Origin of the sequence: uncultured Sulfitobacter sp. (genome assembly GCF_947500075.1) — a bacterium.
GTDB lineage: Bacteria > Pseudomonadota > Alphaproteobacteria > Rhodobacterales > Rhodobacteraceae > Sulfitobacter.
Genome location: NZ_CANMQS010000002.1, coordinates 694,138 through 717,517 on the forward strand (window position 1 = coordinate 694,138; position 23,380 = coordinate 717,517).

The 23,380-nt window shown below is 60.4% G+C and carries 28 protein-coding genes and 1 tRNA gene; 18 read left to right on the top strand and 11 right to left on the bottom strand.

Going from position 1 to position 23,380, the window contains the following annotated elements:
• Window positions 1-182: 182 nt before the first annotated feature.
• The 3 genes from Q1A91_RS08350 to Q1A91_RS08360 are packed head-to-tail and all read right to left on the bottom strand — an operon-like array spanning window position 183 to window position 2,531.
• A complete protein-coding gene (locus Q1A91_RS08350) occupies window positions 183-1,262 on the bottom strand; it encodes a methyltetrahydrofolate cobalamin methyltransferase (protein ID WP_299875606.1) in 1,080 nt (359 codons plus the stop codon).
• A gap of 11 nt (window positions 1,263-1,273) precedes the next feature.
• Window positions 1,274-2,200: a methylenetetrahydrofolate reductase gene (locus Q1A91_RS08355; RefSeq protein ID WP_299875608.1), complete on the bottom strand. Its 927-nt coding sequence runs from the start codon at window positions 2,198-2,200 to the stop codon at window positions 1,274-1,276.
• A 34-nt stretch (window positions 2,201-2,234) separates the two neighbouring features.
• Complete coding sequence (locus Q1A91_RS08360) at window positions 2,235-2,531, bottom strand: virulence factor (protein ID WP_299875611.1); 297 nt, start codon at window positions 2,529-2,531, stop codon at window positions 2,235-2,237.
• Window positions 2,532-2,734: 203 nt separating this feature from the next.
• Here Q1A91_RS08360 and Q1A91_RS08365 point away from each other — a divergent pair, with 203 nt between their 5' ends.
• The 4 genes from Q1A91_RS08365 (at window position 2,735) to Q1A91_RS08380 (ending at window position 6,203) form a co-directional block, all read left to right on the top strand.
• Window positions 2,735-3,505: a Stf0 family sulfotransferase gene (locus Q1A91_RS08365; RefSeq protein WP_299875614.1), complete on the top strand. Its 771-nt coding sequence runs from the start codon at window positions 2,735-2,737 to the stop codon at window positions 3,503-3,505.
• 86 nt (window positions 3,506-3,591) lie between these two features.
• Window positions 3,592-4,713, top strand: a complete 1,122-nt coding sequence (locus Q1A91_RS08370; RefSeq protein ID WP_299875617.1) for a Ppx/GppA phosphatase family protein — start codon at window positions 3,592-3,594, stop codon at window positions 4,711-4,713.
• A complete protein-coding gene (locus tag Q1A91_RS08375) occupies window positions 4,713-5,435 on the top strand; it encodes an RlmE family RNA methyltransferase (RefSeq protein ID WP_299875620.1) in 723 nt (240 codons plus the stop codon). The genes Q1A91_RS08370 and Q1A91_RS08375 overlap by 1 nt, the downstream gene beginning before the upstream one ends.
• Before the next feature lie 198 nt (window positions 5,436-5,633).
• The gene (locus tag Q1A91_RS08380; RefSeq protein ID WP_299875623.1) at window positions 5,634-6,203 is read left to right on the top strand and encodes a hypothetical protein; all 570 of its coding nucleotides are present in this window, start codon (window positions 5,634-5,636) and stop codon (window positions 6,201-6,203) included.
• A 96-nt stretch (window positions 6,204-6,299) separates the two neighbouring features.
• Here Q1A91_RS08380 and Q1A91_RS08385 read toward each other — a convergent pair.
• A tRNA-Ser gene (locus Q1A91_RS08385) sits at window positions 6,300-6,389 on the bottom strand.
• Window positions 6,390-6,545: 156 nt separating this feature from the next.
• Here Q1A91_RS08385 and Q1A91_RS08390 point away from each other — a divergent pair.
• The 9 genes from Q1A91_RS08390 to Q1A91_RS08430 all read left to right on the top strand — a co-directional run bounded on the left by Q1A91_RS08390 (window position 6,546) and on the right by Q1A91_RS08430 (window position 14,182).
• Entirely contained in the window at window positions 6,546-7,412 is an 867-nt protein-coding gene (locus Q1A91_RS08390; RefSeq protein WP_299875626.1) for a DUF2059 domain-containing protein, read from the top strand.
• Entirely contained in the window at window positions 7,412-8,227 is an 816-nt protein-coding gene (locus tag Q1A91_RS08395) for a hypothetical protein (protein WP_299875628.1), read from the top strand. The genes Q1A91_RS08390 and Q1A91_RS08395 overlap by 1 nt, the downstream gene beginning before the upstream one ends.
• 194 nt (window positions 8,228-8,421) lie before the next feature.
• Window positions 8,422-9,156 (top strand): 50S ribosomal protein L21, encoded by a 735-nt coding sequence (locus Q1A91_RS08400; protein ID WP_299876163.1) that lies wholly within the window; start codon window positions 8,422-8,424, stop codon window positions 9,154-9,156.
• 11 nt (window positions 9,157-9,167) lie between these two features.
• On the top strand, window positions 9,168-9,437 hold the full coding sequence (gene rpmA / locus Q1A91_RS08405) for a 50S ribosomal protein L27 (protein ID WP_025046312.1): 270 nt from the start codon (window positions 9,168-9,170) through the stop codon (window positions 9,435-9,437).
• A gap of 146 nt (window positions 9,438-9,583) precedes the next feature.
• Window positions 9,584-10,186, top strand: coding sequence for a LysE family translocator (locus Q1A91_RS08410; protein ID WP_299875632.1), 603 nt, complete (start codon window positions 9,584-9,586; stop codon window positions 10,184-10,186).
• A 2-nt stretch (window positions 10,187-10,188) separates the two neighbouring features.
• Entirely contained in the window at window positions 10,189-10,731 is a 543-nt protein-coding gene (locus tag Q1A91_RS08415) for a GNAT family N-acetyltransferase (RefSeq protein ID WP_299875635.1), read from the top strand.
• Window positions 10,732-10,744: 13 nt separating this feature from the next.
• A complete protein-coding gene (gene obgE / locus Q1A91_RS08420; RefSeq protein WP_299875638.1) occupies window positions 10,745-11,779 on the top strand; it encodes a GTPase ObgE in 1,035 nt (344 codons plus the stop codon).
• Window positions 11,767-12,873 (top strand): glutamate 5-kinase, encoded by a 1,107-nt coding sequence (gene proB, locus Q1A91_RS08425; RefSeq protein WP_299875641.1) that lies wholly within the window; start codon window positions 11,767-11,769, stop codon window positions 12,871-12,873. The genes obgE and proB overlap by 13 nt, the downstream gene beginning before the upstream one ends.
• Window positions 12,874-12,916: 43 nt before the next feature.
• Window positions 12,917-14,182 (top strand): glutamate-5-semialdehyde dehydrogenase, encoded by a 1,266-nt coding sequence (locus Q1A91_RS08430; RefSeq protein WP_299875644.1) that lies wholly within the window; start codon window positions 12,917-12,919, stop codon window positions 14,180-14,182.
• Here Q1A91_RS08430 and Q1A91_RS08435 read toward each other — a convergent pair.
• The gene (locus Q1A91_RS08435) at window positions 14,179-14,775 is read right to left on the bottom strand and encodes a histidine phosphotransferase family protein (RefSeq protein ID WP_299875647.1); all 597 of its coding nucleotides are present in this window, start codon (window positions 14,773-14,775) and stop codon (window positions 14,179-14,181) included. The two genes, Q1A91_RS08430 and Q1A91_RS08435, sit on opposite strands and share 4 nt — an antisense overlap.
• Window positions 14,776-14,803: 28 nt before the next feature.
• Between Q1A91_RS08435 and Q1A91_RS08440 the strand changes: the two genes are divergently transcribed.
• The 3 genes from Q1A91_RS08440 (at window position 14,804) to Q1A91_RS08450 (ending at window position 16,730) form a co-directional block, all read left to right on the top strand.
• Window positions 14,804-15,001, top strand: coding sequence for a DUF3553 domain-containing protein (locus Q1A91_RS08440; RefSeq protein ID WP_299875650.1), 198 nt, complete (start codon window positions 14,804-14,806; stop codon window positions 14,999-15,001).
• A 137-nt stretch (window positions 15,002-15,138) separates the two neighbouring features.
• A complete protein-coding gene (locus Q1A91_RS08445) occupies window positions 15,139-15,897 on the top strand; it encodes a GNAT family N-acyltransferase (protein ID WP_299876165.1) in 759 nt (252 codons plus the stop codon).
• Entirely contained in the window at window positions 15,894-16,730 is an 837-nt protein-coding gene (locus tag Q1A91_RS08450) for a 1-acyl-sn-glycerol-3-phosphate acyltransferase (protein ID WP_299875652.1), read from the top strand. Before Q1A91_RS08445 ends, Q1A91_RS08450 begins: the two co-directional genes overlap by 4 nt.
• Here the strand turns inward: Q1A91_RS08450 and Q1A91_RS08455 are convergent.
• The gene (locus Q1A91_RS08455; protein WP_299875655.1) at window positions 16,720-17,289 is read right to left on the bottom strand and encodes a PA14 domain-containing protein; all 570 of its coding nucleotides are present in this window, start codon (window positions 17,287-17,289) and stop codon (window positions 16,720-16,722) included. The two genes, Q1A91_RS08450 and Q1A91_RS08455, sit on opposite strands and share 11 nt — an antisense overlap.
• 262 nt (window positions 17,290-17,551) lie before the next feature.
• Between Q1A91_RS08455 and rpsB the strand changes: the two genes are divergently transcribed.
• Complete coding sequence (rpsB, locus tag Q1A91_RS08460; protein WP_299875658.1) at window positions 17,552-18,379, top strand: 30S ribosomal protein S2; 828 nt, start codon at window positions 17,552-17,554, stop codon at window positions 18,377-18,379.
• Window positions 18,380-18,490: 111 nt separating this feature from the next.
• Window positions 18,491-19,366, top strand: a complete 876-nt coding sequence (gene tsf, locus Q1A91_RS08465; protein ID WP_299875661.1) for a translation elongation factor Ts — start codon at window positions 18,491-18,493, stop codon at window positions 19,364-19,366.
• A gap of 396 nt (window positions 19,367-19,762) precedes the next feature.
• Here the strand turns inward: tsf and Q1A91_RS08470 are convergent, their stop codons facing one another.
• From Q1A91_RS08470 to pstB, 5 genes are all read right to left on the bottom strand, one after another.
• Window positions 19,763-20,518 (bottom strand): LuxR family transcriptional regulator, encoded by a 756-nt coding sequence (locus Q1A91_RS08470; RefSeq protein ID WP_299875664.1) that lies wholly within the window; start codon window positions 20,516-20,518, stop codon window positions 19,763-19,765.
• The gene (gene aroQ, locus Q1A91_RS08475; RefSeq protein ID WP_299875668.1) at window positions 20,515-20,955 is read right to left on the bottom strand and encodes a type II 3-dehydroquinate dehydratase; all 441 of its coding nucleotides are present in this window, start codon (window positions 20,953-20,955) and stop codon (window positions 20,515-20,517) included. Before aroQ ends, Q1A91_RS08470 begins: the two co-directional genes overlap by 4 nt.
• Before the next feature lie 218 nt (window positions 20,956-21,173).
• The gene (gene phoB / locus Q1A91_RS08480; protein ID WP_299875671.1) at window positions 21,174-21,863 is read right to left on the bottom strand and encodes a phosphate regulon transcriptional regulator PhoB; all 690 of its coding nucleotides are present in this window, start codon (window positions 21,861-21,863) and stop codon (window positions 21,174-21,176) included.
• Window positions 21,864-21,869: 6 nt separating this feature from the next.
• A complete protein-coding gene (phoU, locus tag Q1A91_RS08485; RefSeq protein WP_299875673.1) occupies window positions 21,870-22,577 on the bottom strand; it encodes a phosphate signaling complex protein PhoU in 708 nt (235 codons plus the stop codon).
• Window positions 22,578-22,580: 3 nt separating this feature from the next.
• Window positions 22,581-23,378, bottom strand: coding sequence for a phosphate ABC transporter ATP-binding protein PstB (pstB, locus tag Q1A91_RS08490; protein WP_299875675.1), 798 nt, complete (start codon window positions 23,376-23,378; stop codon window positions 22,581-22,583).
• Between the last annotated feature and the right edge of the window lie 2 nt (window positions 23,379-23,380).

Here is a 23,380-nt window from a genome sequence, read left to right on the forward strand (position 1 = left end):
GTTGATCCAGCGATGTCATCGGCGGGCTCCCTTTGCTTGGATGACATCTTGTAGGGGGGTGTCTGTTAATTCTCCGTTACCCGCAGGCAGCCCCATTGCGCTGCACCCAACAAGGGCGGCAGCCACAAAAAAGCCCCGCACCTGAGGGCGCGGGGCTGAATTACTGGTTTGTAATGAAAGGCTTAGCGGCGTCGCCGTCCGCCGGTGCGGCCTGCGCGCCCGCGCCCTTCCTGACCGGCCTTCGGCGCGGTTTTGTTAAATTTGATCCATTCCCCGCCATGGGGATCGCGATCAAACAGGAAGTTCGCCGCCCGGATCGCTTCCATTTCCTTGCCCGCGCGGGCCAGGGTGGAACCCATGCCGAAAAGCTGCACAAAGGCTTCGTCGTCCATCCCTTCGGGCAGGACCACACCCAGCGCTTCGACCTCAGCCCGCTTTTCTGCGATTTTGGCCGCGTTCACGGGCAGGGCGACCGGGTTCATGATCGCAGACGTCATGCCCGCGCCCATTGCCATCGGCAGAAACGCGTTGTTGATCCCGTGCCGGTTGGGCAGGCCAAAGCTGATGTTGGACGCCCCGCAGGTGGTGTTCACGCCCAATTCTTCCCGCAGACGGCGCACAAGGGTAAAGACCTGATGGCCCGCCGTTGCCATCGCGCCAATCGGCATGACCAGCGGGTCAACCACGATGTCATGGGCGGGAATGCCGTGATCCGCAGCCCGTTCGACGATCAGCTTGGCCACGGCAAAGCGCACATTTGGGTCTTCGGAAATACCGGTGTCGTCGTTAGAGATCGCCACCACCGGCACGTTATACTTCTTCACCAGCGGCAGCACCATTTCCAGCCGCTCTTCCTCCCCCGTGACGGAGTTGAGGAGCGGACGCCCCTCACAAGCCTCCAGCCCCGCCTCAAGCGCGCCGGGCACGGAGCTGTCGATGCAAATGGGCAGATCCGTCACCGCCTGTACCCGTCTGATCAGTTCCGGCATCAGCGTGGGTTCAACAAAGTTGTTGTCCGCGTAACGCGGGTCTTCGGCCATCTTGTTGGAGAACACGGCGCCGGAGTTCACATCCAGCACCGTCGCCCCCGCATTGGCCTGCGCCACCGCATCTGCCTCCACACGGGAAAAATCGCCGCGCTCCAGTTCTTCGGACAGGATCTTGCGCCCTGTGGGGTTGATCCGCTCGCCAATGACGCAGAACGGCTCTTCAAAGCCGATGACGGCGGTCTTGGTCTTGGATTCGACAATAGTGCGGGTCATTCAGGTGTCCTTCAGGAGGCGTTGGCAGGAGTGGCAGCAGCGCCACCGTTTTCGATGGCCCAATTGGCATTGGTCTTGATCCCGCCGAGCGGGAAGAAATGCACGCAGGCGATGTTGAAATCAGGGTTGGCCGCCTTGTGTGCGGCAAGTTCGTTCAGCACATCCGTCGGCTCATAGGGCAGCAGCAGCTTGGTCACGTCCATCGCGCGCTTTTGCAGCACTTTCAGGGAAGGGCCGACGCCGCAGGCAATGGCGAACTTGATCAGCGTTTGCAGCTTGGCTGGGCCTGCAATGCCGATATGGACGGGCAGGGTGATGCCCGCCTCCTTCAGACTGTCAGCCCAAGCGATGATTGGCCCTGCGTCAAAGGCGAATTGCGTGGCAATCGCCATCTGCGCGTCGGTGCGTGTCTGGAACTCGTTCTTCCAGCGCAGCGCCGCATCCACATTCGCCGTGCCTTTGGCGTCAATGTCGCGGTTGCCTTCGGGGTGGCCCGCCACGTGCAGCCGCTCAAACCCGGCTTCATCAAACAGCCCTGTTTCCATCAACTGCATGGAGTCGCTGAAATCGCCGTGCGGCTGCGCAACACCGCCTGCCAGCAACAGCGCCTGCTTTACATCCGCTTCGCCCTGATAGCGGGCGATCCAGTCGGCCAGCGTGGCGCGGTCCTTGATGATCCGCGCCGGGAAGTGCGGCATGACGGTGTAACCGTCGTCCTTCAGGCGCTTGGCGGTCGCCACCATATCCTCAATCGGCGTGCCCTCGATATGCGCGATGTAGACGCGGGTCTCTGCGGGCAGCAGGGCACGGAAATCCTCGACCTTCTCTGCGGTGCGGGGCATCACCTCGATGGAATAGTCCTGAAGGAAGGCTTCAACTTCGGCGTTGGCACCCACGGGCGCGGCCGCCTCTTTACGGCGGAAATTGAGAAGGGCCATGATGTTCTCCTTGAACATGGAAAGCACTGGGATGTTACGCCCAGCCGTCGTTGGCAATCAGTGTCTTGATCCGCGCGCGGTCATATTCCGCGTCCAGTCGTGCGGCTTCTGCGTCTGCAATCGCATCCGGATCACCCTCTACCGTGAACGGATCCGCCTTGCGCCACTCTGCCAGATAAGCATCGGTATCCTCTGCGCCAACTTTCATCGCGGCGCGGTCGATGGCCTGCTCAAACCGCTCCGGCAGCGGGCGTTTGGACCCACGTCGGCCCTTGCCCACGATCACCTGAGCAGGGATGTCGCGCCAGTATACGATTGTGACGTCGGGCATGGGATGATTCCTCCGTTGCGTTGAAGACCTGCTTACAATCCGCGATGCCCCGGACATCGCATTTTTCCGACAATCCGCACTTCGCGAACGACGCGGCTGTTTTATGCGCAATCCTTCACGGGGGCGAGGGGCGCGCGCCGTCATAATTCTCAACATCAATGTGAGGTTGAGCGGGCGGCAGGGCTGTGGCAGGACTTGGTGCCATGAAAGCCGCGCTCCCTTCCGACGCCTATGTGCTGTGCAGCAATCCGCGCAGTGGCACGACGCTGACCTGTGATCTGTTGCGCCAGACCGGCGTGGCTGGTGCGCCGGAGTCCTTTTTCCGCCAGAAGAGCCTTGCAGACTGGTGCACATCCTGGGCCATCGAAGGTGAGGTGCGACCGGAGGAGGAGTGTTTCTCCCGTGCCTATTTCAACGCCATGCGACGGGCGGGGCAGGCGGGCACGCAGACCTTCGGGCTGCGCCTGATGGGGCCTGATCTGACCTTTGCCTGCGACTGGCTGGCGCGGCTGCATCCAGACGTGCCAACAGACCGCGCCCGGTTTGAAGCGGCTTTCGGACCGACGCGCTATATCCACCTGTCACGGCGCGACAAGCTGGCCGAAGCTGTGTCCTACCTGCGGGCAGAGCAGACCGGGCTGTGGCACGCCCACCCGGATGGGGGCGACATTGAACGCATCGCGCCTTCGGAACCAGAGGGCTACGACCCGGACCGGATCACCGCGCGGATTGAGATGCTGCAAGCCTATGATGTGGCCTGGTCGGAGTGGTTTGCAGATCAAGGGATCAAGCCACTGCGGGTGAGCTACGAAGCACTGTGCAAAGATACTTTAGGTGTTCTTTCCAAGATGTTGCAATTCCTGAATAAAGACCCTGAACTGGCGAAAACGGTTTCCCCCGGCACGCGCAAGCTGGCTGACGATACCTCTGCCACGTGGATCGCGGAATATCGCCGAACCTATCCAGCGGGTTAAGAATTGGCCTGACCTGCATGATGACGCTTGCGCGAACCGCCCCGCGAGACTAGCTTGGGGATAACTCGATATGAAAGGCGCGAACGATGGCGCCAAAGCGTCCCAAAGGTGCGGGCGCGCTCGAAAAGGAAGCAAGACCGGCTCTGAGCCCCGCGCCAGCCAAGCCGGGATCGAACCAGCTGTACGCAGCGCTCGATCTTGGCACAAATAGCTGCCGCATGTTGATCGCCCGTCCGCAGGGCAGTGGTTTTCATGTGGTGGACAGCTTCTCCAAATCCGTGCAACTGGGCGCGGGGCTGGAGAAAACCGGGCGATTGTCGCGCGGATCCATGTCCCGTACCTTGCAAGCTCTGCGTATTTGCCAACAAAAGCTGCGGCGCAACAAGGTCCGCAACATGCGCCTTGTGGCCACCGAAGCCTGCCGCCGTGCGCACAATGGCGCGGAATTCATGCGCCGCATCCAACGCGACACCGGGCTGCGGCTGGACATCATCCGGCCCGAGGAAGAAGCGCAGCTTGCCGTCATCTCCTGCGCGCCGCTGGTCAGTCGCAAGACAGAAAACCTGCTGGTGGTGGACATTGGCGGGGGGTCGACAGAACTGGTCTGGATCGACATCTCCAAAGTGCCAAAAAAGGAGCGTGCTCAGGCGATTATGAGGCTTCATTCAGGTTTCAAACAAGCCAAGGGCGAGGTGCCGCAGGCCAAGGTTGTCGACTGGATTTCAGTGCCCCTTGGTGTGGCGACGCTGCGCGATCAGTTCAACGATGTCGAAGATGATGCTGCGCGTTTTGCCTTGATGAGCTGGTTCTTTGAAGAGAATCTTGCGGATTTCACGCCCTACCAGTCCGCGCAGCCGCAGGAACGGTTCCAGATCGTCGGCACCTCCGGCACCGTGACCACCGTCGCGGCCAGCCATCTGGGCCTCAAACGCTACGACAGAACCAAGGTGGACGGTTTGCGGATGACCAGTGACCAGATCGACAAGGTGATCCATTCCTATCTTGCGATGGGCCCCGAAGGGCGCCAGACCGATCCGCGGATCGGGCAGGACCGGTCCGCGCTGATCATGTCCGGGGCGGCGATCCTGCAAGCGCTCATGCGCTGCTGGCCCACCGACCGGCTGAGCGTTGCGGACCGAGGCCTGCGCGAGGGGCTGCTCTATGCACAGATGAGCGCGGATGGCGTGCTTGAAGAAGGAGCCTACTGATGGCCAAGACCCCCAGCGGCAAGAACACCTCCGGGCGCGGACAGCGTGAGTTGAAGGTGAAGGTCAAATCGGCCCGTGGCCGCAAGCTGTCGTCGACCCGGTGGTTGCAACGGCAGTTAAATGACCCCTATGTCAAGCGCGCGCAGGCCGAAGGATACAGGGGAAGAGCGGCCTATAAGATCATGGAACTGGACGATAAATACCGTTTCCTGGTCCCCGGTGCGCGGGTGGTTGATCTGGGTGCCGCACCGGGCGGCTGGTGCCAGGTTGCGGTCAAACGCTGCAATGTGCTGGGGGAGCGGTCCGGCAAGGCGCAGGGCACAATCCTGGGCATTGACCTGCAAGAGATGGAGCCCATTGCCGGGTGTGAGCTGCATGTCCTTGATTTCATGGAGGATGATGCCGATCAGAAGGTCAAGGAGTTGCTTGGCGGCCGCGCGGATGTCGTGATGTCCGACATGGCGGCGGCCTCCTCCGGGCACAAGCAGACAGACCACCTGCGCATCATCGCGCTCTGTGAGGCAGCCGCCTACTTCGCCTTCGATGTGCTGGACCCCGGCGGCACCTTCGTGGCGAAGGTTCTGGCAGGTGGTGCAGAGGGGGAATTGCAGAAGTTGCTGAAGCAGCGATTTACCAAGGTTGCCAATATCAAACCACCGGCAAGCCGGTCTGACAGTTCTGAGAAATTCGTGGTCGCGACGGGATTCAAGGGCGAGGATTAAAAATATAATCGTATCAGATTGTTGTGGCCCTAAGTTAATGTTATGTATTAACTTGGTGCAGTTTGGTTTTTACAATATATTACATTGCTTTATAAGATAATCTTAATCTATCACCTTTACCCTTCTTTAGGGTTCGAAACATAAAATCTCCTTCGTATTCCAGCACGTCCCATGTGCTCTATCTGAAAGGACTCCATCATGTTTCGCGCCGCTTTGTTCGCTCTGCCCCTGACCCTCACAACCCCTGCTTTCGCCGCTGATGCGCCACCCGCGATGGCCAGTTACATCGAAGACGAATTGAAGGCATGGATCAATGATGCGCAGATCGTCGCCGGGATCACTGCGCAGAACGCCACCACATCGGACCTCAGCGAGGATGAGATCATTGCCCGCGACAATATCTGGCGTGGTGAAGTGGGGGCGTCTGACACGCCGATGATCGACGGCGTGGTCAATAACCCCCTTGCGGGTTTCCTGCGGGACCATGTTGAAAAATCCCAGGGGCGCATCACCGAAGTGTTTGTCATGGACAGCCGTGGGCTGAATGTCGCGTCCAGCGGCGTGACCTCCGACTATTGGCAAGGGGATGAGGCAAAGTTCCAAAAGACCTATGACGTGGGCTCCGGCGCGGTCTTTGTGGATGAGATCGAGTTGGATGAAAGCACCCAAACCTATCAGGGGCAGGCGTCTTTCGCGATCACGGACCCGGCCAGCGGGGCCGTCATCGGTGCCATTACCGTTGGCCTCAATGCTGAGGCGTTCTTCTAGGCTGATCTTGTTCAAGCGGTAACGCAAGCGCCTGAAAATCCCTGAAAGGCATTTTATTCAATGCCTTTTGGGGGGCTCTTCATCTGAAAAACATGCTGGCGGAGAGACAGGGATTCGAACCCTGGGAAGGCTTGCACCCTCAACGGTTTTCGAGACCGCCCCGTTCGACCACTCCGGCACCTCTCCGCGGGGGTCAGCGGCGTTGCAATAATCGCGATTGGGCGGGGCGACAAGGGGGCATGTGCGTGCTTTGGCGCAGCGCCCCCGTTTTTCCACACGCTCCCTTCCCGAAACACCCAACTCAACCTATCTTACGCACGAGACGCGCCACAAGGAGTTGAGATGACCGCCCAAGCCACCGTTCCCCCGTTTCACTGGCTGACAGCACTGCGCCTTGGCCTGCTGTCCTTTCTCTTTGCGATCAGCGTCACCACGCGCCCCGCGCAAGCGGCCGATCCCGAACGGCTTGAGGCGTTTCTGGAGGTGACGGGGTTCGATGTGGCGTTGGAGAGCATCCGGCTGTCGGCAGACAGCGCCCCGCAGATGCTGGGCCTGCAGGCGGACGACTTTGGGTCCGAATGGTCACGGTTGGTCAGGGAGGTCTTCGCCACCGACATCATGCACGACATGGCAAAGGACATTCTGGGCGAGACGCTCAGCGATGAACTGCTCGCCCATGCGGCGGGGTTTTATGCCTCTGATCTGGGCCAGCGGCTGGTTGAGGTGGAAAACCGCTCTCACATGTCAGAGGAAGACGACCTGAAAAACGAAAGCGGCGCGGATATTCTGGCAGGGCTGGAAAGCATCGACAGCCCGCGCATTGGTCTGCTGAACCGGCTGACCCGCGCCAGCGGGTCCGAAGACAGCGCCATCCGTGCCATTCAGGAGGTGCAGATTCGTTTCCTGATGGCGGCTGCCGGGGCCGGGGTGATCGAGCTGCGGATGGAAGAGCCTGATCTGCGCGAGGCATTGCGGGAGCAGGAAGGCGACATGCGCGCCTCGATCGCGGCGAATGCGCTGGTCAGTTCTGCCTATACCTATCAGGCCTTTTCCGATGCGGAGGTCGAAGCCTATGCCGAAGCGCTGGAGCATCCGCAGATGAAAGAGGTCTACGCGCTAATGAATGCCGTGCAATATGAGATCATGGCCAACCGGTTCGAGGCCGTCGCAGAGCGGCTCGCCGTGATGCAACCCAGCCAGGACCTGTGATGCGCCGCGCCCTCCTGATCTGGCCGGTTCTGCTGGCGCTGTTGACGACGACCGCCTTAGCGGATGCGCGGATGACGGTGCTGGTCGACGTGCTCAAACTGCGCGAAGCGGCGGAGATCCTGCGCATCGAAGGGGTGGAATCAGCGGCACAGCTGAACACCGACATGCTGGAGGGGCAGGGCGGGGCCAGTTGGCAGATACAGGTGGATGCCATCTATGATCCCGACCGCATGGTGGAGACGGTGCGCAGCGCGCTGGATGCGGAGCTGGAGGGCGCGTTGCTGGAAGACGTGATAGAGTTCTTCGCGGCAAATCCCGGCGCCCGGATCGTCACGCTGGAGAACACCGCCCGCGATGCCATCCGAGACCCCGCCGTCGAAGAAGCCGCGCGCGCCCGCTTTGCCGAGGTGGACGGCAGCGCGGATGCCCGGCTGGCGCTGATCGACAGGTTGGTGGCCAGCGGCGACATGATCAACCGCAACGTGACCAACGCGATGAACGCCAACGTGCAGTTCCTGCGCGGTCTGGTGGACGGCGATGCGGCGGAGATGACAGAGGAAGAGATGCTGTCGTCCGTGTCCAGCGATCTGGAAGAGATGACAGAAGACACGCGCAGCTGGCTGTTCGGCTATATGCTGCTGGCCTATTCGCCGCTTGAGACGGCAGATCTGGAAACATACCTCGCGTTCTCAACCACGCCGGCGGGCGAAGCGTTGAACCGGGCGCTCTTTGACGGGTTTGGGCGGTCTTACGAGGATATTTCCTATGCTTTGGGCCGTGCGGTTGCGCTGAACATGATGGCGGAAGAACTTTAGGCGCAATAATCGCCCGCGGGCGGCATAACACGCTTGACTTGTATGCCTGATCTGCTGATAAGCCCGCATCCCGGCAAGAACCTTGCGCGGGCTGATATGTAATGACGCCCCAACGGGCGCGCTGTTCGAGGCGGGGATATCCCCGAAACACCCATCCGGGGGCCACAGGACGCGGTAAAATGAAGGACGACGCGATGTTTGCGGTCATCAAGACTGGCGGTAAGCAATACAAAGTAACCTCAGGCGATATGCTTCGGGTGGAACGGATTGCTGCAAGCGCTGGTGAAACAGTTCAATTCAACGACGTGCTGATGCTCGGTGGCGACAAGCCACAGGTTGGCGCGCCACTGGTCGAAGACGCAGCCGTGCAGGCTGAGGTTGTCGACCAGATCAAGGGTGACAAGGTCATCAACTTCGTCAAGCGCCGCCGGAAGCACTCTTCCAAGCGCACCAAGGGCCACCGTCAGAAGCTGACCCTCGTCAAGATCACTGAGATCATGGCGACAGGTGCGGGCAAATCCAAGGTGATGGCAGCGGTTGGTACCGGTTCCGTGTCTGCTGCTGCGGTTGCGGCACTGTCCGGCGCTTCCGCTGAAGTGGCTGCAAAGCCCGCGAAGGCGAAGAAAGCTGAAAAGCCTGCCAAGACAGCAGAGCCAAAGGCCGAAGCGCCCAAAGCCGAAAAGAAAGCCGCACCCAAGAAAGCTGCTGCGCCCAAGGCAGAGGCTGGTGCAGCGGACGACCTGAAAGAACTCAGCGGCGTTGGTCCCGCTCTGGAGAAGAAGCTGCACGCCGCAGGCGTCACCACCTTCGCCCAGATCGCAGCATGGACCAAAGCGGACGTAGCTGATATGGACGAGAAACTGTCTTTCAAAGGCCGGATCGAGCGTGAAGGCTGGATCGCTCAGGCTCAAGAAAAGACCAAAGGCTAAGGAGAGACCAAATGGCACATAAAAAAGCAGGCGGCTCATCCCGTAACGGACGCGACTCAGCAGGTCGCCGTCTTGGCGTCAAGAAATACGGCGGCGAAGCTGTCATTCCCGGCAACATCATCGTGCGCCAGCGCGGCACCAAGTTCTGGCCAGCCGAAGGCGTTGGCATGGGCAAGGATCACACGATCTTTGCAACAGTGGACGGGTCCGTGACCTTCCACAAAGGCCTGAAAAACCGCACATTTATTTCGGTCCTGCCGGTGGCGGAGGCCGCTGAATAAGCCGTACCCGGATAAATGAGACATTTCAGGGATCGGCGGAAACGCCGGTCCCTTTTCTTTTTGAGCTTCACCGCTCGGGCCCATGATCCAGAAGGGAGGGGCACCATGGTCGATGAATACAGTGCTCTCAGTCAGGTCAGCGCGGCATGAGCGTCGCCCTTATCCCCCTCGCGGTCTTTGCCGCGAGCCAAGTCGGCACGCCCGGTCCTGCCAATATGGCGCTGATGGCCACCGGCGCGCGGTTTGGCTTTCGCGCGGCATTGCCCTTTGTGGCAGGTGTCGCCTTGGGCAAGCAGTTGATCATCTGGCCCATCGGCTTTGGCCTGATGGAACTGGCGGAGGCGGCACCAGCGGTGTTCACGGCGCTCAAATACGCCTCTGCTGCCTATATCATCTGGCTGGCCTGGAAGGTCGCAAATCTGCGGCTGGGGCAGGGCGGGGGCAGCGGGAAGGCACCCGGTTTCGCCGCAGGCCTGATTGTGCATCCGCTCAACCCCAAGGCCTGGGCGATGATCGTCGGCGGCTTCACCGCCTTTGTCGCGCCCGGCACATCTGCGCTGACAGCGACTGCAACGATTGCCGCTGTTTTATTGGCCTGCCAGATCATTCTGCACCCGATGTGGACCTTCGCCGGTGACAGAATCGCGAAAACCGTGGCGGGAACGCCTGCGGAACCTTATCTCATGTGGACATTGGCGGGCCTCACGGTCGCCTCTGTCCTGTTCGTACTGTTCGGAGGAGGGACATGACGATGGAAATGCAGCCTATCATCAACCAGCCGGTGATCGAGACCGCCCGGTTCGACCTGCGCCCCTTGCGCCTGTCGGATCAGGGCCTGATCGAGATGTATGCAGGCGACCCCCGCGTCGCCCAGAACACATCGTCCATCCCGCACCCTCTGCCCCCCGGCACGATTGAGGCCTTTATCAACCGCGCCATGGCAGACCCGCGTGAGGAAGACGTCTGGGTCATGGACGGCCTCAAAAGTGGCGGGGCCGAAGTGATGGGCGTGATTTCCCTGACCCGGCTGGACCGCAATCAGTCCGAAGTGGGGTACTGGGTGGCGCCGGCCTTCTGGAACACGCATCTGGCCTCTGACGCTGTGCAGGCGCTTGTGCAGGCGAACCCGCTGGGCAATGACGCGATGTTCGCCTCTGTCTACCATGACAATCCGGCCTCGGCGCGGGTGCTGACTAATGCGGGGTTTATCTATCTGGGCGATGCGGAAACCTATTGTCTGGCCCGCGGCAGCACCGTACCTACCTGGACCTATAGCCGCGCGTTGACGGCATAAGAAAGCACACGCGATGAAATTCCTCGACCTTGCCAAAGTCTACATCCGCTCTGGGGCGGGCGGGGGCGGCTGTGTGTCCTTCCGTCGGGAGAAATACATCGAATACGGTGGTCCGGATGGCGGCGATGGCGGCGGCGGCGGGTCGGTCTGGGCCGAAGCGGTGGATGGGCTGAACACGCTGATCGATTTCCGCTACCAGCAGCATTTCTTTGCCAAGAACGGCCAGCCCGGCATGGGCAAACAGCGCACCGGCAAGGACGGCGAGGACATTGTGCTGCGCGTGCCCGTCGGGACCGAGATCCTGGATGAGGATCAGGAAACGGTCATTGCTGACATCACCGAAGTGGGCCAGCGCGTGGAACTCGCGCGCGGCGGCAACGGCGGCTGGGGCAACCTGCATTTCAAATCCGCCACCAATCAGGCCCCGCGCCGGTCCAACCCCGGTCAGGACGGGGTGGAGCGGACGTTGTGGCTGCGTCTGAAGCTGATCGCGGATGTGGGTCTGCTGGGCTTGCCGAACGCGGGCAAGTCGACCTTTCTGGCCGCCACATCGAATGCGCGGCCCAAGATCGCGGATTATCCCTTTACCACCCTGCACCCCAACCTTGGCGTGGTGGGCGTGGACAACACGGAATTTGTTGTGGCCGACATCCCCGGCCTGATCGAGGGCGCCCACGAAGGGCGCGGCATTGGCGACCGGTTTCTGGGCCATGTGGAGCGCTGCGCGGTCTTGCTGCATCTTGTCGATGGCACGTCTGAGGACGTGGCAGCGGATTACCAGACCATCATTACCGAGCTGGAAGCCTATGGTGGGGAGCTGGCTGAAAAGCCGCGCATCACGGTGTTGAACAAGGTTGATGCACTGGATGATGAAGAGCGGGCAGAGGCTTGTTCTGCATTGGAAAAAGCCAGCGGCGGTGTGGTCATGCTGATGTCTGGCGTGGCAGGCGAAGGGGTCACCGAAGTGCTGCGCGCCCTGCGGTCAGAGATCGACGAAGACCGCCTGCGCCACCGTCCACAGGAGGAGGTCGCGCCGTGGCATCCGTAAGTGCCGCCCGGCGCGTTGTGGTCAAGATCGGGTCCGCCTTGTTGGTGGATCGGCACAGTGGGGCGCTCAGGGCAGAATGGCTTCATGCACTGGCAGAAGATATCAGGTGGCTCAAAGGGTTAGGGGCTGATGTTGTTCTGGTGTCCTCCGGTTCCATTGCGCTGGGGCGCGGCATTTTGGGGTTACCTGATACCCCATTGGCACTTGAGCAATCGCAGGCGGCGGCCGCTGTCGGACAGATCCGTTTGGCCCGCGCTTATGAAGAAGCCTTAACCCCCCATGGCATCATCACCGCGCAAGTGCTTGTTACCCTTGAAGATAGTGCAAACCGGCGGCGATACCTCAACAGCCGTGCAACGCTGTCCCAGCTGTTGACGTTGGGGGTGGTGCCGATTGTGAACGAAAATGACACCGTGGCGACCGATGAAATCCGCTTTGGCGACAACGACCGGCTGGCGGCACAGATCGCGGTGACGGTGGGGGCGGATCAGCTGGTCCTGCTGTCGGATGTCGATGGGTTCTATTCCGCCAACCCCGCCGAAGACCCGTCAGCGCAGCGTTTTGACGTGATTGACACCATCACGCCCGAGATTGAGGAGATGGCGGGGGACGCAGGTTCCGGCCTCAGCAAAGGCGGCATGAAGACCAAGCTGATGGCCGCGCGCACGGCAACGGCAGCAGGCTGTGCGATGGCGATCAGCGAAGGGTCGGTGCTGCGCCCGCTGCGCGCGTTGCAGGACGGGGCGAACGCCACCTGGTTCACCGCGCAGACCGATCCGCAAGCCGCGCGCAAACGCTGGATCGCTGCGATGAAGCCACGCGGGGCCGTGACCCTTGATGCAGGTGCGGTGGCGGCGCTGAGCCGGGGCAAATCCCTGTTGCCTGCGGGCGTCACCGATGTCAGCGGTCCTTTTGAGCGGGGCGATACCATAGCGCTGCTTGACCCCACAGGTCACCAGGTCGGCCTGGGCCTCAGCCGCTATACCTCCGCCGAAGCGCAGCGGATCAAAGGTCACCAAAGCGCCGAGATCGAAGCGCTGCTGGGCTATCCGGGACGGGCGGCTTTGATTCACCGGGACGATATGGCACTTTGAAGGTGCGACAGAACAGAAGACTTCAATAGGCGGGCGCAAAGCTATGAAAGATATGGACAACATCGCAGATCTGATGGCAGACATCGGGCGCCGTGCAACAGCCGCCGCCGCCGTGCTGGCCTCCGCCAGTGCAGAGCGCAAACACGCCGCACTGATTGGCGCCGCCGAGCAGGTCTGGGCGCAGCGCGACGCCATTCTGGAAGCCAACGCCAAGGATCTGGTCTATGGCCGGGAGAAGGGGCTGTCGGATGCGATGATGGACCGCCTGATGCTGGATGAGGACCGCATTCAAGGCATGGTCGACGGGCTGCGCAGCGTGGCAGAGCAAACCGATCCTGTGGGCGAAGTGCTGGCGGACTGGGATCAGCCCAGCGGGCTGAACATCAAACGTGTGCGCACGCCGCTGGGGGTCATTGGCGTGATCTATGAAAGCCGCCCCAATGTGACAGCGGATGCGGGCGCGCTGTGCCTCAAGGCGGGCAATGCCGTTATCCTGCGCGGCGGGTCGGAGGGTTTTCATTCCTCCGGTGCGATCCACGCCTGTCTGCAACAGGGGCTGCGGGATGCGAACTTGCCCGAAGACGCGGTGCAACTGGTGCCCACCCGCGACCGCGCGGCGGTGTCAGAGATGTTGCGCATGACCGATACCATCGACGTGATCGTGCCACGGGGCGGCAAGGGTCTTGTGGGACTGGTGCAGAAAGAGGCCCGCGTGCCCGTTTTTGCTCACCTCGAAGGGATCGTGCACATCTACATTGATGCCGCAGCGGATGCGGAAAAGGCGCTCAATGTTGTGCTGAACGCCAAAACCCGCCGCACGGGCATTTGCGGCGCGGCGGAATGTCTGTTGATCCACAAGGATGTTGTGGACCAGATCGGCGTGTCGGTGATCAACGGATTGCTACAGGCCGGCGTGGAGGTCCGCGGGGACGACAGCCTTGCACAGATCCCTGGTGTTGTGCCGGCCACCGCCGGGGACTGGGGATGCGAATACCTTGATATGATCATCGCCGCGCGGGTGGTGCAGGATGTGGACGAGGCGATTGACCACATCCGCACCTATGGGTCGAACCACACCGATTGCATTCTGTCAGAGGACGCTGCCGCTGTTGAGACTTTCATGAACCGCCTTGATTCCGCGATCCTGATGCACAATGCCTCAACCCAGTTTGCCGATGGCGGAGAGTTCGGGATGGGCGCGGAGATCGGCATTGCCACAGGCAAGATGCACGCGCGCGGCCCGGTCGGGGCGGCACAGCTGACCAGCTTCAAATACCTTGTGACCGGCGACGGCACTTTGCGCCCCTAGAACGCGATGGAGATCGTGGTGTCGTCCATGCGCGTGGTGATCTTGCGGCCGTCTTCCTGCGCAATGAGGGGAAGCAGGGCGAATTGAACTTGCGCGGGTTGCAGGCTGGACGGTGCCTTGACCCCGTCGAGCAGGGGCCAGATCGTATCATCGATGTTGAGCCGATCCGCCAGCCCATCCAACGTCCATTCCCCGCCTGAGCAAGTGGCCGTCAGCCGCCCGCCAAACGGCATGGCGTTCTCAAGACACAGGATCCCGAGGAAAGCCAGCCGCACTGCGGCGCGGGGTTTGGGGTCGGTGGGGGTCCACTCAACCTCAAGCCGCCCGCCGTGATAGAGATCGCGCAGGATGGAGGTGATTTCAGCCGTACCGACCATCTGATCCCCGGCCGCGCCAAAGGCGATGCGGAAAAAGCGGATGCGCGCGCTGGCATTGCCAACGCTCTCCCCGATCAGGCTCATCTCCGGGCCATTGGCTTCTCCGGCCATGTTCAGCAGCTCAAGCCCATTTGTGATTGCGCCGATGGGCGATATAAGGTCGTGGCAGATACGGCTGCCGATCAGAACGGCAATGCTGGTGTTATCGTGACTCATTGATCTACTCGCTTAAGAAGGGCACCTCATGGATGATCTGAATGCGATCCTGACACCAGGCATGCTGGTGCAGCATCCCGACTGCCCGGAATGGGGCACGGGTCAGGTTCAAAGTAATATCGGGGGAAAGGTGACGGTGAATTTCCGCGATGAGGGTAAGATCGTCATCGACGGCTTTCGTGTGGGGCTTATACCGGTCTTTGATGGGAAAACATCCTTATCCTAATACGGACACGCGAAGACCATACGCCAATTCTACCCGAGGGCGATAGTGCCTAATTCGCACATCTTTTGCAGGTATTGCCCTTTGCGGCGCTGGTCCTTATGTGGCTTTGACAGACCTCCGGGAGGGGTGGCATGCAAATGTCCCTGATGGCCACAGTTGATCTTGACGTGCGACTTGCGCAGGACGCCGCGGACCTACGCGCCGCGCAGCGTCTTCGGTATGACGTCTTTGTTCAGGAACTTGGCGGTGACGGCCCGCTTGTTGATCACGTCAACCGGGTGGAGCGGGATCGGTTCGATCCGTTTGTCGATCACCTGATCGCCTTTGACGGCCCCCGCGCCGTGGGCGTCTACCGGCTGATGCGCGCCGATCAGGCCGAGGCCGCAGGGGGGTTCTATTCCGACGGTGAATATGACCTTGCGCGCCTGTTGTCGTCGGGGCGCAGGGTGCTGGAACTGGGGCGGTCCTGCCTGCATCCGGATTATCGCGGGGGCATGGCGATGCACCAACTCTGGAGTGCATTGGCCCACTACATCGAACGCCACCGGATCGAGGTGCTTTTTGGCGTGGCGAGCTTTCACGGCACGGATGTGGCAGCGCTGTCCCCGTCGCTGTCCCTGCTGCACCACCGCCACCTTGCCGCGCCGGAGATCAGGGTCAAGGCACGTCCAAAGTCCTTTCACCGCATGGACTTGCTGGATGAAGCTGAAGTTGACCGCAGGGCCGCGATGCGGGCGATCCCCAGCCTGATCAAAGCCTACCTGCGCCTGGGTGGAACCGTTGGAGAGGGGGCGTTTGTCGATCACCAATTCAACACGACGGATGTCTGTCTGATCCTTGATACCGCGCAGATGAACGACCGGCAAAAGCGCATCTACGACAAGGACCGGGGATGAGCACGCCCTGGTGGAATTCAGACGTCCCGTTCGAATTCCCACGCGTCACGGCCGCGGGGATGCTGCGCACGCTCCTCAAGGGGGCGGCGCTGATCCTGCTGGTGTTTGGCGGGCTGGCGGTGCTGCTGGTGCTGCGCCTGATAGAGCGGCCCCTCTACGGACAGCGCAGGCCGATCACGCCGTATCTCACCGTTTCTGTGTGCTGGTTGTCCATGCGGATCATAGGGTTACGGCACGTTGTTCATGGCGCACCCATGCAGGGGCAGGGGGCGATTGTGGCCAATCACTCAAGCTGGATGGACGTTTTTGTGCTGAACGCCACCAAGCGGATCTACTTTGTGGCAAAGTCCGAAGTGGCGGGCTGGCCCGGCATTGGCTGGCTGGCGCGGGCAACCGGCACCGTGTTCATCGCCCGCGACCGAAAGCAGGCGCAGGAACAGACCAAGGTGTTCCAGCAGCGGTTGCTTGCAGGGCATAAACTGTTGTTCTTCCCGGAAGGTACCAGCACCGATGGGCGGCAGGTTTTACCATTCAAATCAACGCTTTTTCAGGCGTTCTTTGCGCCGGAATTGCGCGATACCCTTCAGGTGCAACCCGTTTCCATCAGCTTTCATGCGCCTGAGGGCGCAGACCCCCGATACTATGGCTGGTGGGGAGATATGAGCTTTGGCGGATCGCTGCCCACGCTGTTATCGCCCGCACGTCATGGCTGGGTTGAAGTGACCTACCACCCGCCTTTGAAAGTCGCTGATTTCCCGAACCGCAAGGCGCTGGCGGAGGCGGCGGAGACGGCCGTCCGCGCTGGTCATGCGCCCTCACAGATCACGGAATGAAGGCGAAAGCCTCATCCGGGACCGGCCCCATCTCCCCGTCAACGCTCCAATCCATCAACAGGCATGCGCTGCCTTTGCGCTGGAAATAGGTGGCTTCAAGCGCGTACCAGCCAGCGGCGGGCACGTCGACCTCCTGAACACCGGCGGATTCGCAGGGATGCGTTTCATCGAAGTTCGCAATTTCCTGACCGCCGATGGTCATGGCGATGCCGTCATTGCTCCACACATCAAGGGAATAGGTGCCGGGCGCGTCAAACCGGATGAACCCGGTGATCGCGGCGGATACCTTGGTCTCAGCAGTGGATGTCATCGTCATCTCACCCGCTTCGGTATCGAGGTAGGACAGGCCGGGCAGGGGCGGGCCCGGTTCTGCCTCTGCCAGCGCGGCAACAGCGCCTTCAAGCGTCTTCACATTCCCTGTGTAGGAATAGCTGACCGCAAGGCCGGGCGTCAGGCTGCCCGCATCGGGCTGCGGGTCCGCAGGCGACAGGGTCAACACATCGGCGAAGACAGGTGGCGCAAGCAGCACCAATGCTGCCGCGAAAGAGCGGAATATCATGATCAACCTCCCAGACGATCGTTCTTTTTCGTCAAATTCACGCGATATTTGACTGAGAGTCCATAAAAACGTGAGGGCAGGGCATTTGCCTGTGCAAATACGCATATTGGTCCTTGCGCGACACGGCACTGCCGGCTAAGGCACCGCTACTTAATCCCGCAGTCGGGGTTGGGCGTATCGGGGGAGACATCCCCATGCGTCCGCCGGTTGGCACCAGATGTGTCATACCCCCGACGAGGCTAAACCGGAAAGGTATAAAGACATGGCTCTTCCTGAGTTCTCCATGCGTCAGCTGCTTGAAGCAGGCGTACACTTCGGCCACCAGACGCAGCGCTGGAATCCCCGTATGGGTCCGTTCATCTACGGCGCGCGCAACGGCATCCACATCATGGATCTGACACAGACCGTTCCCTTGCTGGATCAGGCGCTGAACGCGATCCGTGACACCGTCGCCAAGGGCGGCAGCATTCTGTTTGTCGGCACCAAGCGTCAGGCGGCACAGCCCATCGCGGATGCGGCAGAGAAATGCGCACAGTATTACATGAACCACCGCTGGCTTGGTGGCACGCTGACCAACTGGCAGACCGTGTCCCAGTCCATCAACCGCCTCAAGAACATCGACGAGCAGTCCGAGCGTGGCTTCGAAGGCCTGACCAAGAAAGAGCGTCTGGGCATGGAGCGTGACCAGGGCAAACTTCAGGCGTCTCTGGGTGGTATCCGCGAAATGGGCGGCCGTCCTGACCTGATCTTCGTCATCGACGTCAAGAAAGAAGCGCTGGCCGTGGCAGAAGCCAACAAGCTGGGCATCCCGGTTGTGGCTGTGGTTGACACCAACTGCTCCCCCGATGGCATCGACTATATCATTCCGGGCAACGACGACGCGGCCCGTGCGATTGGTCTTTATTGCGATCTGGCCTCCCGCGCAGCGCTTGACGGCATGTCCGCTCAGCTGGGCGCGGCAGGTGTTGATCTGGGCGCGATGGAAGAAGCCCCGGTTGAAGAAGCACTGGCGGAAGCCGCAGAAGACGCAGCAGCACCCGCTGAAGCGGCACCTGTGGAAGAAGCAGCGGCTGAAAAAGCCGAAGGCTGATCGCCGGTACGCGATTGAAACGCGATTGAGACCGGGGGCAGGCAGGTCCTGCCGCGGTTGATCTATTCAAGGGCAGGGGCCCTCTGACTACTGATAAAAGGAGCACGTGAGATGGCGATTACAGCATCCATGGTTAAAGAGCTGCGCGACAGCACAGGCGCAGGCATGATGGACGCCAAGAAGGCGTTGACCGAAAACGACGGCGACATGGAAGCCGCCGTTGATTGGCTGCGCACCAAGGGCCTGGCGAAAGCGGCGAAGAAATCCGGCCGCACGGCGGCAGAAGGTCTTGTGGCTGTTGCAGTATCTGGCCGCAAGGGTGTGGCCGTTGAAGTAAACTCTGAAACTGACTTTGTCGGTAAGAACGCTGAGTTTCAGACAATGGTTGCTGGGATCGCAAAAGTTGCGATGAACGCTGCTGACGTGGATGCGCTTCTTTTGTCTGAGATGGACGGCAAGACTGTTGAAGCTGTTTTGACCGAAAAGATTGCCAAGATTGGTGAGAACATGTCCGTGCGCCGGATGGCGGCAATCGAAGGCGAGACCGTCGTCTCTTATGTCCACAATGCCGCTGCACCAGATATGGGCAAGATCGGCGTGCTGGTCGCCATGACCGGTGGCGACGAAGGTCTTGGCAAGCAGATCGCGATGCACATCGCCGCCGTAAACCCTGCCTCCCTGTCCGAAGACGATCTCGACCCGGCTGTGGTTGAGAAGGAAAAGCAGGTCCAGATGGACATCGCCCGCGAAAGCGGCAAGCCCGAAGCGGTGATCGAAAAGATGATCGTGGGCCGGATGAAGAAGTACATGTCCGAAGTGACCCTGCTGAACCAGGCTTTTGTGGTGAACCCTGACGTCACCGTGGGCGACGCGGCCAAAGAAGCGGGTGCGACCATCACCGGTTTCGTGCGCCTCGAAGTGGGCGAAGGCATCGAAGTGATCAAGGAAGACTTCGCTGCCGAAGTTGCGAAAGCAGCCCAGGGCTAAACGGCCCTCTCCATCACTGAATAGAAACGGGGCGCCCTCCAGTGCGCCCCGTTTCCGTTTCCGCCACATGCGGACACTTGTTAAGACGAAAATGGGCGGACCCGAACCCCCCGGATGGGCCCGCCCATACGCCCCGTCTTACGGGATGCTCTCACATCGGAGCAGGGCGTCTAAACGCTCCGGCCGACGCTGCGGAAAAATACGCGCGCCGGGTCCGGGACCAACAAAGAGCCTTGATATTCCAAGGGTTTGCAGGCCTTTGTTCCTGCGGTCAAACCGTTCATCAGGAACACCGTAACCTTGCGTCATCTGTGACTGAACGGATAGTCAGGGATTCCTTACCTTTGGAATTTTTCAAGGGGAGCTTTGGCGCGTAAACGTCAGATATGACGTTTTTTAGGCGTCCAGAACAAACATCTGATTGGCAAAAGAGGCTTTCAGAACCGCCTGTGCCGTTGTCTCAACGCTCAACGCTTCGCGGGCCAGCCGCAGGTGTTTTTCCACCGTGGCAGAGGTCAGGCCCATCAGAACCGCAATGTCCTGCATGGTCTTGCCATCGCCAACCCATTCCAGCGCCTCTCGCTGCCTTTTGGTCAAGGCGCGGCCGGGGTTGCTGTAGGGCAGGGTGAGGATTTTCAGATGCGCGATTTCGTTCATCAACTGGATGTCCGCACCATGCTCTGACCAGATATCATCCACGTCTTTCTGAGACAGCCCAGGCCGCGCAGTCAGGGCAATCGCCCCTTTGGAGCGGGCGGAGATCGACTTGAAGCTGACCGTATACCCGGCGGTCACATCCAACTGACGGTTGAATTCAAGCACACGTTCCTCAGCCGGGGTGATCGCACTTTGCTGCATCATGTCGTTCAACACGGTCCAGCTACAGGCACCATCATGCTGCAAGGCCCAGCGGACCATCGGCGCGTGATAATACATGCCGCCACCCAGAAATTCGTCCGTGTAGGCGCGGCTGTGATTGGTCAGGATCACGAAGTCTTCGGGATCTCCCAGCGATGTGCCGGACCGGTAGCGGGTGAAGCCATAGAACAATCGGTCAAACCCGTAGCTGTCCATCTTCTCGACATGGTGCTCCCAGAGCTCCTCCAGAGTAGGGCAGCGGGCAATTTGCTGAAGGTATCCGCGCAGGCTCATGGCGCTGCAAGCCGTTCTGCCAGTGCGTCCATTGCCATCAGATACCCCCGTGCCCCAAAGCCACAAACCTGTCCGATCGCCACGCGACTGATGTAGGACGTGTGACGAAAGCTCTCACGGGCGTGGATATTGCTCAAGTGAACTTCGACCATCGGCAGTTCCACGCTTGCCACGGCGTCCATCAGCGCGATGGAGGTATGGGTATAGGCACCGGCATTCAGGATGATCCCGCCATGGGTGCCTTTGGCGCTGTGGATGTGGTCGATCAGCACACCTTCGTGGTTCGATTGGGCAAAGCTGACCTCAACCCCAAGCCGCGCCGCATGGGCGCTGCACATCTCTTCGATGTCAGCCAGCGTGGTAGATCCATAGACTTCGGGCTGCCGGGTGCCCAGCAGGTTGAGGTTTGGACCGTTAAGAATCAGAATAGAGGACATAAATTGCACGCGTTTGGATGCGCATAGATACAAGTGGCTGAGGGATTATGTCCAGTAAATTGGCGGGAGGTGACGTGAGGGGCGCATTGGGATTTTGGGTATCCGCACATCTTATAATCAGTATTATGTAACTAAAACGTACACTCACGCCCCCGATAACCGCATCCAGCCCGTATCTGGACGTGACTGGCACGCAGATCGCAGTCTGGCCCTGCTGGTTAACCCAGCGCGTACCCTGCGCCGCGCACCGTGCGGATCGGATCATCCCCACCGTACTTCGTCAACGCCTTGCGCAACCGCGCGATGTGCACGTCCACCGTCCGCGTATCCACATAGATGTCGCGGCCCCAGACGTGGTCGAGCAATTGGTCGCGGCTCAGCACCCGGCCGGGTTTCTCCAGCATCGTGACCAGCAAACGGTACTCTGTTGGGCCAAGCTTCAGTTCCGCATCACCGCGTTTTACACGGTGCCGCTCCGGGTCGAGTGTGATGTCACCGAATGTCAGCGCCTTGCCGGATGCCGCAGGCCGTGTCCGGCGCAGCTGTGTGCGCACCCGCGCCATCAGTTCCCGCATCGAGTACGGCTTGACGATGTAGTCGTCCGCACCCGTTTCAAGCCCCCGCACGGTGTCCACTTCTTCGGAACGTGCAGATAACATAATAATGGGAATATGTTTCGTGTCTTCGCGCGTCTTGAGCTGACGACAGACTTCAATCCCGCTCATCAGCGGCATCATCCAGTCGAGGATCACAAGATCCGGCGTGCTCTCTGCCACCAGAAGGATCGCTTCTTCGCCGTTTTCCGCGCGCTGGACGGCCATGCCTTCGGCTTCCAGATTATAGGCCAGAACTTCGCGTTGGGCCGGTTCATCCTCGACCAGCAAAACCGTTGGTTGGGTGATCGACATGACGTTTCAAGCCTTTGATACGTATGATGTTTTGTCAGCCTTCGGCCGATCTTCTTCGGGGTGTTGGCCGGTCACCAGATAGACCACCTGCTCGGCAATCGAGGTCACCAGATCGCCCATGCGTTCGGTGTTTTTGGCGATGAAATGCAGGTGCATACAGGCGGTGATGTTACGCGGATCTTCCAGCATGAAGGTCAGGAATTCACGGAACAGGGCATTGTACATCTGGTCCACATCTTCGTCTCGGTTGATGATGTCCATCGCCAGTTCCGCGTCACGCTGGATGTAGGCGTCGAGCGCATCTTTCAACATCCCTTCGACCGTGCGTGCCATGCGGCGGATGGAGCCGGCGCTGTCGCTGACGGGCTGCATCTGAGACAGCACACCCGTCCGTTTGGCCATGTTTTTCGCATAGTCGCCAATACGTTCCAGGCTTGCACTGATCTTGATCACGCTCAGGATCAGGCGCAGATCGATGGCCGTGGGCGCGCGCAAGGCGATGATGCGTGCGGCGCGTTCATTGATCAGGTTCTCAAGGTCGTCAATGGCCTTGTCCCCTGCCCGCACTTTCTCCGCCAGTTCCTCATCGCGGGTTTCCAGCGATTCAGCAGCCATGCGGATGGCGTCTTCGATCATACCGCCCATCTTCATGATCTGGGCCTGCACGCTCTCCAGGTCGCGGTCAAAAGCGGATGCAATGTGTTGGTCGTTCATGATTTATCCAATCCGGCCAGTGATATAGCTTTCAGTCCGTGGGTCTTCGGGGGCGGTGAAAATCTTGTCGGTATCGCCAAATTCCACCAGATTGCCGAGGTGGAAAAATGCCGTGCGCTGGCTCACGCGCGCGGCCTGCTGCATGGAGTGTGTGACGATCACGACGGAGTAGTTCTGGCGCAGTTCGTCGATGAGTTCCTCCACCTGAGCGGTCGCGATGGGATCAAGGGCGGAGCATGGTTCGTCCATCAGCAGGACCTCGGGTTCGGTGGCCACGGCACGCGCGATGCACAGACGTTGTTGCTGGCCACCCGACAGCCCGGTGCCCGGTGCCTGCAGTCGGTCTTTGACTTCGTCCCAGATCGCGCCACGCTTCAGGGCGCGTTCCACGATGTCGTCCAGATCGGCCTTGTTGCGCGCAAGCCCGTGGATACGCGGGCCATAAGCGACGTTGTCATAGATGGATTTCGGAAACGGATTGGGCTTTTGAAACACCATGCCCACCTTGGCGCGCAGTTGGACCGGATCGACCTTGCGGTCATAGATGTCTTCACCGTCGATGCGGATGTCACCGGTCACGCGGCACACATCAATTGTGTCGTTCATCCTGTTGATACAGCGCAGAAAAGTGGATTTGCCACAGCCTGACGGGCCGATGAACGCCGTCACTGTCTTGTCTTCGATATCGACGTTGACGTCTTTGATGGCATGGGTGTCGCCATAGTGGACCTGCACATCGCGGGCCGCAATTTTCACGGTGTTCGTCGTCACGTCGTTCTCCCAGCTCACAGCGTCTTTCATTG

Excerpts from the sequence above, each read along its gene's own strand:
- Q1A91_RS08350 (WP_299875606.1), bottom strand. The coding sequence starts at position 1,262 with ATGACCCGCACTATTGTCGAATCCAAGACCAAGACCGCCGTCATCGGC.
- Q1A91_RS08355 (WP_299875608.1), bottom strand. The coding sequence starts at position 2,200 with ATGGCCCTTCTCAATTTCCGCCGTAAAGAGGCGGCCGCGCCCGTGGGT.
- Q1A91_RS08360 (WP_299875611.1), bottom strand. The coding sequence starts at position 2,531 with ATGCCCGACGTCACAATCGTATACTGGCGCGACATCCCTGCTCAGGTG.
- Q1A91_RS08365 (WP_299875614.1), top strand. The coding sequence starts at position 2,735 with ATGAAAGCCGCGCTCCCTTCCGACGCCTATGTGCTGTGCAGCAATCCG.
- Q1A91_RS08370 (WP_299875617.1), top strand. The coding sequence starts at position 3,592 with ATGGCGCCAAAGCGTCCCAAAGGTGCGGGCGCGCTCGAAAAGGAAGCA.
- Q1A91_RS08375 (WP_299875620.1), top strand. The coding sequence starts at position 4,713 with ATGGCCAAGACCCCCAGCGGCAAGAACACCTCCGGGCGCGGACAGCGT.
- Q1A91_RS08380 (WP_299875623.1), top strand. The coding sequence starts at position 5,634 with ATGTTTCGCGCCGCTTTGTTCGCTCTGCCCCTGACCCTCACAACCCCT.
- Q1A91_RS08390 (WP_299875626.1), top strand. The coding sequence starts at position 6,546 with ATGACCGCCCAAGCCACCGTTCCCCCGTTTCACTGGCTGACAGCACTG.
- Q1A91_RS08395 (WP_299875628.1), top strand. The coding sequence starts at position 7,412 with ATGCGCCGCGCCCTCCTGATCTGGCCGGTTCTGCTGGCGCTGTTGACG.
- Q1A91_RS08400 (WP_299876163.1), top strand. The coding sequence starts at position 8,422 with ATGTTTGCGGTCATCAAGACTGGCGGTAAGCAATACAAAGTAACCTCA.
- rpmA (WP_025046312.1), top strand. The coding sequence starts at position 9,168 with ATGGCACATAAAAAAGCAGGCGGCTCATCCCGTAACGGACGCGACTCA.
- Q1A91_RS08410 (WP_299875632.1), top strand. The coding sequence starts at position 9,584 with ATGAGCGTCGCCCTTATCCCCCTCGCGGTCTTTGCCGCGAGCCAAGTC.
- Q1A91_RS08415 (WP_299875635.1), top strand. The coding sequence starts at position 10,189 with ATGGAAATGCAGCCTATCATCAACCAGCCGGTGATCGAGACCGCCCGG.
- obgE (WP_299875638.1), top strand. The coding sequence starts at position 10,745 with ATGAAATTCCTCGACCTTGCCAAAGTCTACATCCGCTCTGGGGCGGGC.
- Q1A91_RS08430 (WP_299875644.1), top strand. The coding sequence starts at position 12,917 with ATGAAAGATATGGACAACATCGCAGATCTGATGGCAGACATCGGGCGC.
- Q1A91_RS08435 (WP_299875647.1), bottom strand. The coding sequence starts at position 14,775 with ATGAGTCACGATAACACCAGCATTGCCGTTCTGATCGGCAGCCGTATC.
- Q1A91_RS08440 (WP_299875650.1), top strand. The coding sequence starts at position 14,804 with ATGGATGATCTGAATGCGATCCTGACACCAGGCATGCTGGTGCAGCAT.
- Q1A91_RS08445 (WP_299876165.1), top strand. The coding sequence starts at position 15,139 with ATGTCCCTGATGGCCACAGTTGATCTTGACGTGCGACTTGCGCAGGAC.
- Q1A91_RS08450 (WP_299875652.1), top strand. The coding sequence starts at position 15,894 with ATGAGCACGCCCTGGTGGAATTCAGACGTCCCGTTCGAATTCCCACGC.
- Q1A91_RS08455 (WP_299875655.1), bottom strand. The coding sequence starts at position 17,289 with ATGATATTCCGCTCTTTCGCGGCAGCATTGGTGCTGCTTGCGCCACCT.
- rpsB (WP_299875658.1), top strand. The coding sequence starts at position 17,552 with ATGGCTCTTCCTGAGTTCTCCATGCGTCAGCTGCTTGAAGCAGGCGTA.
- tsf (WP_299875661.1), top strand. The coding sequence starts at position 18,491 with ATGGCGATTACAGCATCCATGGTTAAAGAGCTGCGCGACAGCACAGGC.
- Q1A91_RS08470 (WP_299875664.1), bottom strand. The coding sequence starts at position 20,518 with ATGAGCCTGCGCGGATACCTTCAGCAAATTGCCCGCTGCCCTACTCTG.
- aroQ (WP_299875668.1), bottom strand. The coding sequence starts at position 20,955 with ATGTCCTCTATTCTGATTCTTAACGGTCCAAACCTCAACCTGCTGGGC.
- phoB (WP_299875671.1), bottom strand. The coding sequence starts at position 21,863 with ATGTCGATCACCCAACCAACGGTTTTGCTGGTCGAGGATGAACCGGCC.
- phoU (WP_299875673.1), bottom strand. The coding sequence starts at position 22,577 with ATGAACGACCAACACATTGCATCCGCTTTTGACCGCGACCTGGAGAGC.
- pstB (WP_299875675.1), bottom strand. The coding sequence starts at position 23,378 with ATGAAAGACGCTGTGAGCTGGGAGAACGACGTGACGACGAACACCGTG.